At 59.3% G+C, this 13449-nt stretch carries 13 protein-coding genes; all 13 read left to right on the plus strand.

Translation table 11 applies throughout. From position 1 onward, the window contains the following. Nucleotides 1-105 precede the first annotated feature (105 nt). The gene (locus GS611_RS13755; protein WP_171636534.1) at nt 106-1035 is read left to right on the plus strand and encodes a tripartite tricarboxylate transporter substrate binding protein; all 930 of its coding nucleotides are present in this window, start codon (nt 106-108) and stop codon (nt 1033-1035) included. A gap of 63 nt (nt 1036-1098) precedes the next feature. Continuing rightward, the gene (locus tag GS611_RS13760) at nt 1099-1635 is read left to right on the plus strand and encodes a tripartite tricarboxylate transporter TctB family protein (protein ID WP_171636536.1); all 537 of its coding nucleotides are present in this window, start codon (nt 1099-1101) and stop codon (nt 1633-1635) included. Nucleotides 1636-1642: 7 nt separating this feature from the next. After that, nucleotides 1643-3163: a tripartite tricarboxylate transporter permease gene (locus GS611_RS13765; RefSeq protein ID WP_171636538.1), complete on the plus strand. Its 1521-nt coding sequence runs from the start codon at nt 1643-1645 to the stop codon at nt 3161-3163. Nucleotides 3164-3167: 4 nt separating this feature from the next. Further along, on the plus strand, nt 3168-4652 hold the full coding sequence (locus GS611_RS13770) for an aldehyde dehydrogenase (protein WP_171636540.1): 1485 nt from the start codon (nt 3168-3170) through the stop codon (nt 4650-4652). A gap of 15 nt (nt 4653-4667) precedes the next feature. After that, nucleotides 4668-5963, plus strand: coding sequence for an aspartate aminotransferase family protein (locus tag GS611_RS13775; protein ID WP_171636542.1), 1296 nt, complete (start codon nt 4668-4670; stop codon nt 5961-5963). Continuing rightward, nucleotides 5960-6901, plus strand: a complete 942-nt coding sequence (locus GS611_RS13780) for a phosphotransferase enzyme family protein (RefSeq protein ID WP_171636544.1) — start codon at nt 5960-5962, stop codon at nt 6899-6901. Before GS611_RS13775 ends, GS611_RS13780 begins: the two co-directional genes overlap by 4 nt. 13 nt (nt 6902-6914) lie before the next feature. After that, nucleotides 6915-8150, plus strand: a complete 1236-nt coding sequence (locus GS611_RS13785; RefSeq protein WP_171636546.1) for a Tm-1-like ATP-binding domain-containing protein — start codon at nt 6915-6917, stop codon at nt 8148-8150. Nucleotides 8151-8580: 430 nt separating this feature from the next. Then, on the plus strand, nt 8581-9381 hold the full coding sequence (locus tag GS611_RS13790; RefSeq protein ID WP_171636548.1) for a transporter substrate-binding domain-containing protein: 801 nt from the start codon (nt 8581-8583) through the stop codon (nt 9379-9381). A gap of 69 nt (nt 9382-9450) precedes the next feature. Next, a complete protein-coding gene (locus GS611_RS13795; RefSeq protein ID WP_171636550.1) occupies nt 9451-10113 on the plus strand; it encodes an ABC transporter permease subunit in 663 nt (220 codons plus the stop codon). An 11-nt stretch (nt 10114-10124) separates the two neighbouring features. Beyond that, nucleotides 10125-10787 (plus strand): amino acid ABC transporter permease, encoded by a 663-nt coding sequence (locus tag GS611_RS13800; RefSeq protein ID WP_171636552.1) that lies wholly within the window; start codon nt 10125-10127, stop codon nt 10785-10787. After that, nucleotides 10784-11506: an amino acid ABC transporter ATP-binding protein gene (locus GS611_RS13805; RefSeq protein WP_171636554.1), complete on the plus strand. Its 723-nt coding sequence runs from the start codon at nt 10784-10786 to the stop codon at nt 11504-11506. Before GS611_RS13800 ends, GS611_RS13805 begins: the two co-directional genes overlap by 4 nt. Nucleotides 11507-11545: 39 nt before the next feature. Further along, nucleotides 11546-12505: a dihydrodipicolinate synthase family protein gene (locus GS611_RS13810; RefSeq protein ID WP_171118193.1), complete on the plus strand. Its 960-nt coding sequence runs from the start codon at nt 11546-11548 to the stop codon at nt 12503-12505. Then, nucleotides 12496-13428, plus strand: coding sequence for a proline racemase family protein (locus GS611_RS13815; protein ID WP_171636556.1), 933 nt, complete (start codon nt 12496-12498; stop codon nt 13426-13428). Before GS611_RS13810 ends, GS611_RS13815 begins: the two co-directional genes overlap by 10 nt. The last annotated feature ends 21 nt before the right edge of the window (nt 13429-13449 follow it).

Below are 13449 nucleotides of genomic sequence, written 5' to 3' on the forward strand. Positions count from 1 at the left end.
CGTGTGGTCCTCTTGCTCAGGTATTACTTGACAGAACTAACTTAACAAAGCAACATTATTATTGTTAACGCGGTTCATTTAATGAACCAGTATCGGGAGGTGTCAATGAAGAAATTTCTAACAGCCGCCGCTTTTGCGGCTTCGGCCACTGCCGCACTGGCTGAATACCCTGAAAAGCCGGTAAGTTTTGTCGTCCCCTGGCCTCCGGGTGATCTGGAAGATGTCCTTACCCGGATGATCGCCGACGAATTCCAGGCCATGTACGGTGTGCCTGCCGCTGTCGTGAACAAACCCGGCGGCGGAGGCGGCCCATTCCCCGGCGCGGTCGAGGTGGCAACCGCTCCGGCGGATGGCTACACCATCGGCTCATTCGTCATCGGCGTACCTGTCATCGGCCCCGAAATCGGAATTCCCGAACTCAACCCGAATCCTTTTGATCCAATTGGTATCTTCCTGACCTATCCCTTCGTCATCGCGGCCAGCAAAGACGCGCCGTTTTCAAGCTGGGAAGAACTGGCCGAACACGGCAAGGAAAATGACGTGGCGCTTGGCCATTTCGGATCGGTTCTGCCCCCCACTCAGGTCACATTTGCAGCTGCGGTCAGCAGCGGGTTCGACTTTGCCAGCGAAGCGGCTTTCGACGCCCTGGATTGCAACACGCTGGCCTCAGGCGACGTGGATGTCATCAATACGACGCTACAGCTTATCCTTCCCTGCCTTGATCAGGTGAACGTCCTCGCCAGCATCGGCGGCGAGCGGATTTCACTGGTTCCGGATACGCCGACGATCGTGGAACTCAATCCGGATCTGCCATTGGCCCTTTGGAACGGGCTGTTCGTGCACAAGGACACGCCCGCCGACGCGCGTGAAAAGATCTCGGCTGCCGCGCAGAAAGCGTTGACCTCGGACAAGGCCAAAAAGCTGGCTGAGGAAACGGGCGCCCTGATCTACTGGCAGGACCCGGACGCTTCGAATGCTCAGATCGAGCAGGACAAAGCCTCTTTCGCCAAGATCGAAGAGATTCTGGGCGAATAATCCGAAACAGGCCCGGCCAGATCGAACAACGCCGGGTCTGTTTGATTCAAACAGGAGGCCAAGATGATAGCAAAGACGCTGCAAGACATGTTCCGACGGTATCGACGTCCTGGCGATATTGTCTTTGCCTTCCTTTTCTTCGGCTTCTCCCTGTTCCTTCTCAGCCAGATCGGCGCTGAGACTCAGGCCGTCAAACGAACCAAGTGGTTTGCCCAGCCCGCCCTTTGGCCCAAGATCGCGATCTGGGGCATGGTTTTGTTCAGCGGCCTCCACTTGCTGGGCTCCTTCCTGTCCCCACGCATTCCCGGACGGTTGCGAGAGGTGACGTTCTGGTTGATGTCCCTCGAATACGTTGCCTACTTCCTGATCTATGTCGTGGCGGTTCCGTGGCTTGGATACCTGACATCGACCATGCTTTTTGCAGCCCTGCTGACGATACGATTGGGGTTTCGATTGCCCGGGGCTTTTTGCGTTGCACTTGGCTTCGGCGCGGTCGTGGCAGTCGTTTTCCGCGCGTTGCTTCAGGTGAACATTCCTGCCGGTCGGATATACGAATATCTGCCCGACGGACTGCGCGCCTTTGCGCTGACCTACTTGTGAGGCCAAGATGGACAATCTGATTTCCGGCTTTGCAATTCTGGCACAGTGGCAGGTCGTCGTGGCACTGATCATCGGATCGGTGGGCGGGGTCATCATCGGCGCGTTGCCCGGCGTCGGCGCCGCTGTCGCAATTGCCATCCTGCTGCCCGCCACCTTCGCGTTCGAGCCCATCGTCGGCCTGACCCTTCTGTTGGGCATCTACGGGTCGTCCATGTATGGCGGCGCAATCCCCGCCATCCTGATCAACACGCCCGGTACGGCCGTCAACGCACTGACCACCTATGACGGCTATCCCATGACCAAGCGCGGCGAGGGCCACCGGGCCCTGTCGCTGGCCTATTCAGCGTCGTTTTTTGGCGGCATCTTCTCGATCCTCTGTCTGATCATCCTGTCGCCCGTATTGGCCTGGGTTGCCCCGCATTTCGGCAGCCGCGAGATTTTTCTGGCCGCACTCATGGGCATCCTTCTGGTGATCCTGGCCCATCGAGGGCAAACCTTCTCGGCCGCGATGCTGGCGTTCTTCGGCATCTTCCTCAGCACCGTCGGTCTGGAACCCGTCAAATACACCAAACGTTTCACCTTTGACCAAACCTGGCTTTCGTCAGGTGTCGATCTGATCGTGGTGGTTCTTGGGCTGTTCGCCATCAGTCAGGCGCTGCTGTTGCTGGTCGACAAAGAACACGCGCCGGGCGAAGCCCATGTGCGCGGCAGCATCTTCGCGGGCCTCAAAGAGCTGCTGGGCCTGAAACGCATCGCGACGGTTTCGTCATCGCTGGGTGTGCTCATGGGCATGATACCGGGCACAGGCGAATTCACATCACAGTTCCTGTCATACACATACGCACAGAAAACCTCTGAGGAACCGGACAAATTCGGCGATGGATCACCCGAAGGTCTGGTGGCGTCCGAGGCGGCCAACAATGCCGTTCCCGGGGCCGCGATGATTCCACTGCTGGCGCTGGGTATTCCGGGCGAGGCGCTGACCGCGATGATGCTGTCCGTCTTCTACGTTCACAACGTGATCCCCGGACCGCAGCTTTTTGCCGACCAGATGGATTTTGTCATGGCGCTGTACATGTCGCTGATCCTGCTCAACGTGATTGTTCTGGTCTTTCTTTTGTTCTCGACCAACCTGCTGCTGAAGATCATTCAGATCCCGACGCGCTTTCTGGGGATCATGATCCTGACGCTGTCCTTTGTCGGGGTATTCAGCCTGCGCAACTCAGTCACGGACTGCGCTATTGCCGCCGGGTTCGGCGTGTTCGGGCTGATCCTGAAGCGCCTGAACCTGCCCATTGTTCCGATCATTCTGGGCATGGTTCTGGGCGGGATCATGGAAGTCAAACTGCGCAGCGCCATGGCGCGGGTGAAGTCGCCATTTGATTTCATCGACCGACCGATTGCCGCAATGCTTTTCATCATGATCCTCGGGATCCTTCTGCTGCACGTTCGCTCGCTGATCAAGGAACACAAGGAACGTATCAGACCGCAGCCGGTTCTCGACGAAGACTCAACTCAGCAAGGATAACCCCATGGACCAATCCTCGATTGATGCGCTGCGCGCGCAGGACATTGCTCCGCGCGGGCATTTCATAAACGGCCGCAGTCAGGATGGCGAAACCGGGGCCCGGCATCAGGTTCTGTCTCCGATCAACGGCCAACCTCTGGCGCTGATCGCCGAAGGCACACCGGCCGATGTCGACATGGCCGTGCGCGCGGCACGCTGTGCTTTCGAGGACGGGCGATGGTCGCGCATGGCCCCTGCCGGCCGCAAGAAAGTGCTTCTGAAGCTGGCCGACCTGATTGAAGCACGCGCGCTTGAACTGGCCGTGCTGGGCGTGCGCGACAACGGAACCGAAATCACCATGGCCTACAAGGCCGAGACGCTCTCGGCGGCTGCCACTTTCCGGTATTATGCCGAGGCGATCGACAAGATCTACGGACAAATCGCCCCGACAAGCGGTGACGTCCTGGGTCTTGTGCATCACGCTCCGGCCGGGGTTGTCGGGGCCATCGTGCCCTGGAACTTCCCACTGATGATCGGCAGCTGGAAAATTGCACCGGCACTGGCCGCCGGCAATTCCATCGTGCTGAAACCTGCCGAAAGCGCCTCACTCAGCCTGCTCAAGATTGCCGAGCTTGCCGCGGAAGCCGGAGTGCCCGATGGGGTGTTCAACGTCGTGACCGGGCGTGGCTCGGTCGTGGGTGAGGCGCTGGCCCTGTCGATGGATGTTGACATCATGGTGTTTACCGGGTCGGGTACAACCGGGCGGCGGCTGCTGGAGTATTCGGCGCGGTCGAACCTGAAACGCTGCTATCTTGAACTGGGCGGAAAATCCCCGAACATCGTTTTTGCCGACGCCCCTGATCTGGCCGAAGCGGCCAAGGTTTCCGCGGCGGGCATCTTCCGCAACTCTGGTCAGGTCTGCGTCGCCGGATCGCGCCTGTTGGTCCAGCGAGAGATCTACGAGGACTTCGTCGCCGAGATCAGCCGCCACGCCGAAGGCTTTCGCGTCGGCGACCCGCTGGATCTGAACAGCCAGATCGGTGCGGTCCACAGCCTGCCAGAGCTTCAGGCCAATCTGGATTTCGTCACCAAGGCCGAGGCCGAAGGCGCCGAGCGCCGTACCGGCGGAAACCGCATTCTGACAAAGACCGGAGGCTATTACATGGCGCCGACCGTAATGGCCAACGTGAAAGAGACCGACACCCTGTTCCAAAATGAGGTCTTTGGCCCTGTTCTGGCCGTCACACCCTTTGCGGACGAAGACGAAGCGCTGCGCCTTGCCAATGCCACCGTTTATGGGCTGGCCGGTGGTGTCTGGACCTCGAACCTCGGCCGCGCGCATCGCATGGTGGCCGGCATTCGCGCCGGCGTTGTGCATGTCAATACATATGGCGGTGCCGACCTGACCGTTCCGCTGGGCGGCGTTCGCCAATCCGGAAACGGGCACGACAAATCGCTGCACGCGATCGAGAAATACTTCGATCTGAAAACCGCATGGATAAAACTCTGAGAAAAGGCCGCCCGCATGACCCTTTCAGCGAAATCTGCGGAACTCATTGAACGCAGGGCCCGGTTGCTGGGCCCCAATGTGTCGACCTTCTATGACGAGCCCGTTCATTTCGTGAAAGGGGAAGGTGTCTGGCTGTGGGATGCGGACGGGCGCAAATATCTGGATTGCTACAACAACGTGCCTCATGTGGGGCATTGCAACCCGCGCGTGGTCGAGGCGATCTGTCGTCAGGCGCGCACACTCAACACGCACACCCGGTATCTGCATGACGGGATTCTGGACTATGTGGAAAAACTGACCGGAACGATGGACGAATCCCTGGATTCGGCCATCCTCACCTGTACCGGCTCCGAGGCAAATGACATTGCTCTGCGAATGGCCGAGGCGATGACCGGAAAACGAGGGATCATTGGCACCGACGCCACCTATCACGGCAATACCGCGCTGGTCAGCCAGTTGAGCAGATCGAACATTCCGACAGTCGGCTTCGGTCTGGGCCGGTACTTCCGCTTTGTCAGCGCGCCCGACAGCTATCGCCATCCCGACCCGGACGGGTCAAAATTCGCCGATGCGGTGGCGGAACAGATTGCGGAACACGAAAAGGCCGGCATCGGTTTTGCCGCATTGATCCTCTGCCCTTATTTCCTGAACGAGGGGTTTCCCGACAAACCGGACGGTTGGCTGGCACCCACGGCCAAGGTCGTGCGCCAGGCCGGGGGCCTGTTGATCTGCGACGAGGTGCAATCAGGCTTTGGCCGAACCGGCACCCACATGTGGGCGCATCAGAAGTTGGGCGTTGTGCCGGATGTCATGACCTTGGGCAAACCCATGGCCAACGGCCATCCGGTGGGCGGCGTGGTCACAGGTTCCGAGATCATTTCGGCATTCCGCAAGGGATATCGGTACTTCAACACGTTTGGCGGAAACCCTGTTTCCTGTGCTGCCGCGATGGCGGTTTTGGAAGAGATCGAAGACCATAGCCTGGTCGCACATGCCAGATCCGTTGGCGACCACGCGCGAAAACGGCTGAACATTTTGAAAGAAAAGTATGACGTCATCGGAGACATACGCGGCTCGGGGCTGATATTCGGGGCTGAAATGGTCCTTGATCACGACAGCAAGGAACCCGCCGGTGAATTCACTGACCGTATCATCAACGCCATGCGCCAGCGCGGGATCATTCACTCCAAGCTTGGGCGTCACAAGAATACTCTGAAAATTCGCCCGCCCATGCCATTCTCTGTCGAAAACGCGGATCTTCTTTTCGACACACTGGACGACGTGTTGGCGGAAACGCCACGGGTCGCATGAAGCAGATCGTGGAACATGCGCTGTCCCTTTGGGGGCTGGCTGATGGCCAGGCGTCTCTCGTGGCGGCTCGGGAAAACCGTGTCTATCGCGTTCAGGCAGGCCAGACCGCCTATGCCCTGAGACTGCATCGCAAGGGCTTGCGAACGGATGCCGAACTCCGGTCAGAGCTACAGTGGATGGCCGTTCTCGGCAAAAACGGGGTCCGGGTTCCAACGCCCGTCGCGGCCGCGGATGGGCGCTATCTGCATCTGGTGGACGACATTCAGGTCGACATGCTCGACTGGCTGCCGGGCCGCCCTCTGGGTGCGACCGAAAAGGCTTTGACGCATCAGGACCGGACAGGCGTCTTTTGTTCAATTGGCCGGGAAATGGCACGGCTGCACCACATCAGCGACCAATGGGCACCCCCTCAGGGCTTCGTGCGTTGGTCATGGGATCGCAGCGGGCTGCTTGGAGCCGCCCCTGTCTGGGGTCGTTTCTGGGAAAACCCAACGCTTGGAAAAACGGACCGGGCCCTTTTCCTGGCGTTTCGGGATATCGCAGATCGTGACCTTCGGCGCGTGGAAAATCAGTTGGATTACGGGCTGATCCACGCCGATCTTGTCCGCGAAAACGTCATGGTTGACGGTGACAAACTGTGGCTGATTGACTTCGACGATGCCGGGTTCGGTTTTCGCCTGTTTGATATCGCAACGACGCTTCTCAAGAACCTGCACGAACCTGATTTCATCTGGCTGCGCGGTGCTTTGCTGGCGGGGTATCGATCTGAACGAACGATCTGTACCCAACAACTCGACCTGTTCATGGCACTGCGCGCCGTAACCTATGTGGGATGGGTTGCATCCCGACTGAACGAAGATGGATCGGGCTTACGCAATGAGCGGTTCATTGAAACCGCCCGGGCGTTGATGTCCCAATACCTTCAACAGCACATCTAGACAGGAGGCACCGATGGCCGAAAAGACAATCCTGCTGATTGGTACGTATGATACGAAAGAGCCCGAAATGCGGTTCATCGAAAAGGCGGTCAGAGCGCAGGGCGCTGACGTGCTGACCATGGATGTATCGGTTCTGGGTGATCCGTCCGAACCGACGGATATCTCGAAACACGACGTTGCCGCTGCCGGTGGCATGACAATAGAACAGGTCATCGCGCAAGGAGACGAGAACAAAGCCTTTCGCGTGATGTCCGCAGGGGCCGCAAAAGTTGTTGCACAGGCCTATTCAGAAGGTCGATTTGACGGGTTGCTGGCCACGGGCGGGACCATGGGCACAGACCTTGCACTTGATTGTGCACAGGCTTTGCCGATGGGGGTTCCCAAATATATCGTGTCAACGGTCAGCTTCTCGCCTCTGATCCCTCCGCACCGGTTGGCGCCGGATGTTCAGATGATCCTGTGGGCCGGCGGCCTGTATGGCATGAATTCGATCTGCAAATCGTCGCTCAGCCAGGCTGCCGGGGCCGTCGTGGGCGCAGCCAAGGCGGCGACCGCCCCCGATCGCAGCAAACCTCTGATCGGGATGACCAGCCTTGGTTCGTCCTGCCTTCGCTACATGAAAATTCTGAAACCGGCACTAGAAGACCGCGGCTTTGAAGTGGCCGTGTTCCACTCTACCGGCATGGGCGGCATGGCCTATGAAAAACTGGCGGGCGAAGGCGCGTTTGCCTGCGTGATGGACTTCTGCATGCAGGAATTTGGCAACCTGATGGCGGGCTCTGTCGTATCCAGCGGCGATGACCGGGTCACCAATGCCGGGCGCGTAGGAACGCCCCAGATGGTGGCGCCCGGTGCGCTGGATCTATTGGATTTTGCGGGTTGGCAGGACATCCCCGAACAATATGCCGATCGCCCGTTCCACGAACACAACCGCCTGATCAAAAGCTCGGTCTTCAACGGCGCCGAACGGCGCGCCTGGATTCGGGAACTCGCCAACCGGCTGGAAGCCGCAACCGGGCCGGTGCATTTCTTTTTGCCTGTTCAGGGTGTCGAGGCCTGGGACAGGGAAGGCGAAGAGGCGCATGATCCAGAGGCTCTGGCCGAAATGGTGGACGAGGCGCGCAAGGTCATGCCCGGCCGGGTGCCGATGACCGAGCTGGATGTTCACATCAACGACGCGGCTTTCTGTCAAGCTGTTCTGTCGCGATTTGACACGTGGGTGGAAACCGGCGTCATCCGAACAGACTGAACGCCATTGGCAGCATCGGGAAACGGAAAATCTCCCTGCGCTTTGTCTGACAGCGAATTGTGGCACCTGTCCGGATTTGTGCAGGTCGGTTCCGTGAACCTCGGGCACCCAGTCTTCTGGCGGACGGTTCCAGAACGTGTTGGGGTTGTCTTCGTCCATCCTGGCCCGGTTCAAGCTGCGCAACGCGGACCGGATCAGAATGACCGGTCCTTCATTGGATGTTGCGCCAAAAGCGTCTCCACAACGTTTTGAACGATTGGATGATCGGCTTGCCCCCCAAGACGATCAATCAGCGAAGGGCGTTTCTTGAACAATTGATCCATCCTGTAGCCGGGTACGGGCCCGTTTCTGTTGCCGGTGGAAATTTTTTATGGATGTTGGATCCAATATCCTTTATTCGTGATCGCATCTTTGATTCAGGGAGGATCACATGCTCAAGAAACTCGTCGCTTTGGCGGCCTTCACCACTTTCACAACAGGTCCTGCGATGGCGGACACGCTCGACGATGTCGTGGATCGCGGGACTCTTCGCTGCGGCGTTGTTCTGGACTTTCCGCCGATCGGGTATCGCGACGCCAACAACGAACCGGCGGGTTTTGACGTGGATTACTGCAATGATCTGGCCGCAGCGCTTGAAGTTGAGGCGGAAATCCTGCCTTTGACCTGGGCCGAACGCCTGCCGGTCATCGTGACCGGGCGCGCCGACGTCGTGTTCGGCGCAACCTCGGACAGCCTTGAACGGGCGCGGACCGTGGGCTTCAGCATTCCCTATGCAATCTACTATGCGCAGGGCGTCGTGAACGCGGACAGCGGGATCGAAACCTTCGAAGACATCCGCGGCAAACGCGTCGCCGCCGCGATTGGCACCGTGCCGGAACAGGAATGGCTGAAGATTGCCGCCGAATGGGGTGAGGAAGGCAATTATCAGGGCTACCAGTCGGAAAACGAGGTGTTTCTGGCGGTCGCGCAGGGCAAGGCCGATATCGGCATCACCACCAACACCGCCGTTCTGCCGATCACCCAGCAGTATGAAACCGTGCTGGCCGGCCCCCGTATGCCCTGGACCACCGACTACACCTCGGTCGTGGGCAAACGACAGGACGTCACCTGGCTGAATTTCCTGAACCTGTTTGTCACGCATCAGGTGCGCTCGGGCCGGTACCAGGAACTGTGGGGCAAATATGTCGGAGGTGAAGCACCCGAGCTGCGCATCCCCGGCGTGATGTACTGATTTCACCCCCCAGTGCTCTTTCGTCTGGTTTCGGCCGGGCGAAAGAGCCGGTCAATTCGGAAAAAACCTGTGTTCGATTACAACTTCCACTGGCGGCCGGTCATGAAAAGCCTGCCGGACTTGCTTGAGGCATCGCTGCTGACCTTGCAAGTCTCGGTTCTGGCGATGATCCTGGGTATCCTTATCGGCCTGTGTCTTGCGCTGACGCGGCTGCACCTGAAGGGGCCGCTGTACTGGTTCGCGTCGGCCTGGGTCGAACTGGCCCGAAACACGCCCGCCCTGTTTCAGCTGTTCTTTTTCGGCTTCGGGCTTGGCGCATTCGGCCTGCACCTGTCGCCTTACTTCATCGTGCTGGCGGGTTTGACCTTCAATTGCGCCGGCTATCTGGCCGAAAACTTTCGCGGAGGTTTCCAGGCCGTCCCCGAGACGCAGTTGCGGGCCTCTCGTTCTCTGGGCATGACCGCGTGGCAGGCTTACACACGCGTGGTGATCCCGCAGGTGTTTCGCATCGTATATCACCCGATCACCAATCAGATGGTCTGGGCCGTGCTCATGTCCTCGCTGGGCATGCTGGTCGGTTTCCGCGAGCTGTCCGGCGAGACGCAGTTCTTTGCCTCGCGCACCTTCCGCATCTTTGAATATTTCGCCGTCACCGCGGTCATTTATTACGTGATCGTCAAAATCATCCTTCTTGCCTCGCGCCTGCTGGCGTCCCGGCTTTTCCGCTATTGAAGGAGGCACGGATGCAACCCACTGTCAGCTTTTTCAGCGGCTTCACCATCAATGATCTGTGGTTCCTGGGCGAAGCTGCCCTGCGGACACTCTGGATTTCGGTTCTGTCGATATCCATCGGAACGCTTCTTGGCGTGGTATGCGGGTGGATCCTGTACGAGGGCAAGCTGGCCGCAGCCCTGACAGTGGCCCCGTTTCTGGATGTTTTCCGTTCCGTCCCGCTGATCATCCAACTGGTGCTGTTCTACAACTTTGCGCCCATCGTCGGGCTCAATCTGGACCCCTTCGCCTCGGGCGTGGTGATCCTGTCGATCTACACGGCCGCTTTGGTTGCGAATGTCGCACGCGGAGGGATCGAGGCCGTCGGTGCGCCGATGCGCCGTGCCGCGCGCAGTCTGGGCATGACCTATTGGCAGGATCTGCGCTATGTCGTCTTCCCGATTGGCGGACGCGCGGTGTTCCCGGCCTGGGTCGGTGTCGCACTGGGAGTGATGAAGGACAGCGCGTTGGTTTCGGTGCTGGGCTATGTCGAACTGCTCAAGGCCAGTCAGATCCTGATCACCCGGACGCAGGAACCTTTCCTGATCCTGACAATCGCGGGCGCGTTCTATTTCGCGCTCAGCTATCCGATTTCGCGCTATTCCGCGTCTCTTGAAAAAAGGTGGGCCCAATGATCGAAATTCGCGACCTGCACAAGTATTTCGGCGCGCTGCATGTGCTGAAGGGCATCGATCTGGATGTGCAGAAAGGAGAGGTCCTGTCGGTGATCGGCGCATCGGGCTCCGGCAAATCGACCCTGCTGTATTGCATCAACGGGCTGGAACCGATCCAGCAAGGCTCGGTCAGGGTCGATGGCACAGATGTTCATGCCAAAGGCACCGATATCAACAAGCTGCGCACAAAGCTGGGAATGGTGTTTCAGCAATGGAACAGCTTTCCCCACCTGACCGCATTGGAAAACGTCGCGCTGGCCCCCAAGATCGTCAAAGGACTGTCAAAATCAGAAGCCCGCGATATCGCGGCCCACCAACTGACCCATGTTGGCCTGGGCGAAAAGCTGGGCGTCTACCCATCTGCCCTTTCGGGTGGCCAGCAACAGCGTCTGGCCATCGCCCGCGCGCTGGCGATGGAGCCGGAATACATGCTTTTTGATGAGGCGACGTCAGCGTTGGATCCCGAACTGGTGGGCGAGGTTCTCGACACGATGCGCCTTTTGGCCGAAGAAGGGATGACCATGATCTGTGTCACGCACGAGATGGGTTTCGCACGCGATGTGTCGGACCGGGTTGCTTTCTTCCATCAGGGCGTGATGGAAGAGATCGGCCCGCCCGGGCAGATATTCGGTGCTGCGCAATCCGAACACACCCGTAAATTCCTGGCCAACGTGCGCTGAGTGCACTGGCCCCCAGAAACAACGAGGAAGATCACCTTCATGTCCAAGAATATCTTCACCGGCACCATGCCAGCCCTGATGACCCCGTGCAAAGCCGACCGGACCCCGGACTTCGATGCCCTGGTGAAAAAGGGCAAGGAAATGATCGAGGCCGGCATGTCGGCCGTGGTGTATTGCGGTTCGATGGGCGACTGGCCGTTGCTGTCGGATGCCGAACGTATGCAAGGTGTCGAACGCCTGATCGACGCCGGCCTTCCTGTCGTCGTCGGCACTGGTGCGATAAACTCGAAATCTGCCGTGGCGCTAGCTGCACATGCGCAAAAGGTCGGCGCGGCAGGGCTTATGGTCATCCCACGTGTGCTGTCGCGCGGATCGTCCATCCCGGCACAGCGCAACCACTTCAAGGCAATCCTGTCAGCCGCGCCGGATATCCCGGCCATCATATACAACAGCCCCGTCTACGGCTTCGCCACCCGCGCTGATTTGTTCCTGGAATTGCGTGCAGATCATCCGAACCTTGTCGGGTTCAAGGAATTCGGAGGCAAAGGCGACCTGCGCTACGCCGCGGAACACATCACCTCGAAAGATGATCAGGTCACGCTGATGGTGGGCGTGGACACCGAGGTTTATCATGGCTTCGTCAACTGCGGCGCCACGGGCTCGATTACAGGTATCGGCACCGCCCTGCCCAAAGAAGCATTGCTGCTGGCCGCCCTGTGTCAGAAAGCGGCGGCGGGCCACGCCGAAGCGCGCCTGCGCGCGCGCGAGCTTGAAGAAGCCTTTGGCGTGCTGGCCAGCTTTGACGAAGGCACCGATCTGGTGCTGTACTACAAGCACCTGCTGGTCTTGAACGGTGAAGAGGAATACCGCTTGCACTTCAACGAAACCGACGAGCTGACGGATGCCCAGCGCAACTATTGCGAACAGCAATACAAACTGTTCCGCACCTGGTTTGCCGACTGGTCCAGCCAGGGCGGGGTCATCGCTGAATGCATGTGATCGACAGCCATACCGGAGGCATGCCCACGCGGGTCATCCTGAACGGCGGCCCCGATCTGGGGTCGGGCCCGCTGGCCAAGCGCGCGCAACGCCTGGCCACCGAGCACAAGGCTTTCTACAAATCGGTCCTTCTGGAACCACGCGGTCAACCCGGCATGGTCGGGGCGCTTCTGGTCGCCCCGGAAACGTCCGGCTGCGAAACCGGCGTGATCTATTTCGATGCCGACGCCGTTCTGGGCATGTGCGGTCATGGCACCATCGGCCTTGGGGTCACTCTGGCCCATCTGGGCCGGATCGGTCTTGGGACGCACAGGGTCGAAACGCCGGCCGGCGTCATCTCGGTTGACCTGTTGGACGCCAATACGGTGCGCGTCACCAATATCGAAAGCCGCCGGGTCAAGGCTTCGGTGTCGGTTGACGTCGAAGGCCATGGAAAAGTGACCGGCGATCTGGCCTATGGTGGCAACTGGTTCTTCATTGTCGATCCCAGCCCGATGGACGTGACGCCCGGCAACATCCGTGCCCTCACCGATCTGACCATTGCAATTCGCAAAGCCTGCATCGACCAGAACGTGCGTGGCGAGAACGGGGAACCGGTGGACCACGTGATCTTGCAGGACAAATCCCCGGACAAAGACGTTCACAGCAGGAATTTCGTCCTGTGCCCGGACGATCAATATGACCGATCCCCGTGCGGGACCGGCAGTTCGGCGCGTCTGGCCTGTCTGGCGGCGGATGGGGTTCTGGTTCCGGGGCAAGAGATCGTGCAGGAAAGCGTGATCGGCAGCTCTTACCGGCTGAGCTATCAGCCCGGTCCCATCGGCGGCGTCATTCCGACCCTGACCGGGCAGGCGCATATCATGGCCGAGGCCACATTGATTTTCGCGCAGAACGATCCGTTTCGCGGTGGGATCCTTCTTTGACAAAATTATCGGGGACTGGCG

This window comes from Ruegeria sp. HKCCD6119 (genome assembly GCF_013110585.1).
Lineage (GTDB): Bacteria > Pseudomonadota > Alphaproteobacteria > Rhodobacterales > Rhodobacteraceae > Ruegeria.

Coding starts and splice junctions, on each gene's coding strand:
- GS611_RS13800 (WP_171636552.1), top strand. CDS start 10,125: ATGCAACCCACTGTCAGCTTTTTCAGCGGCTTCACCATCAATGATCTG.
- GS611_RS13765 (WP_171636538.1), top strand. CDS start 1,643: ATGGACAATCTGATTTCCGGCTTTGCAATTCTGGCACAGTGGCAGGTC.
- GS611_RS13815 (WP_171636556.1), top strand. CDS start 12,496: ATGCATGTGATCGACAGCCATACCGGAGGCATGCCCACGCGGGTCATC.
- GS611_RS13780 (WP_171636544.1), top strand. CDS start 5,960: ATGAAGCAGATCGTGGAACATGCGCTGTCCCTTTGGGGGCTGGCTGAT.
- GS611_RS13785 (WP_171636546.1), top strand. CDS start 6,915: ATGGCCGAAAAGACAATCCTGCTGATTGGTACGTATGATACGAAAGAG.
- GS611_RS13760 (WP_171636536.1), top strand. CDS start 1,099: ATGATAGCAAAGACGCTGCAAGACATGTTCCGACGGTATCGACGTCCT.
- GS611_RS13770 (WP_171636540.1), top strand. CDS start 3,168: ATGGACCAATCCTCGATTGATGCGCTGCGCGCGCAGGACATTGCTCCG.
- GS611_RS13805 (WP_171636554.1), top strand. CDS start 10,784: ATGATCGAAATTCGCGACCTGCACAAGTATTTCGGCGCGCTGCATGTG.
- GS611_RS13755 (WP_171636534.1), top strand. CDS start 106: ATGAAGAAATTTCTAACAGCCGCCGCTTTTGCGGCTTCGGCCACTGCC.
- GS611_RS13810 (WP_171118193.1), top strand. CDS start 11,546: ATGTCCAAGAATATCTTCACCGGCACCATGCCAGCCCTGATGACCCCG.
- GS611_RS13790 (WP_171636548.1), top strand. CDS start 8,581: ATGCTCAAGAAACTCGTCGCTTTGGCGGCCTTCACCACTTTCACAACA.
- GS611_RS13775 (WP_171636542.1), top strand. CDS start 4,668: ATGACCCTTTCAGCGAAATCTGCGGAACTCATTGAACGCAGGGCCCGG.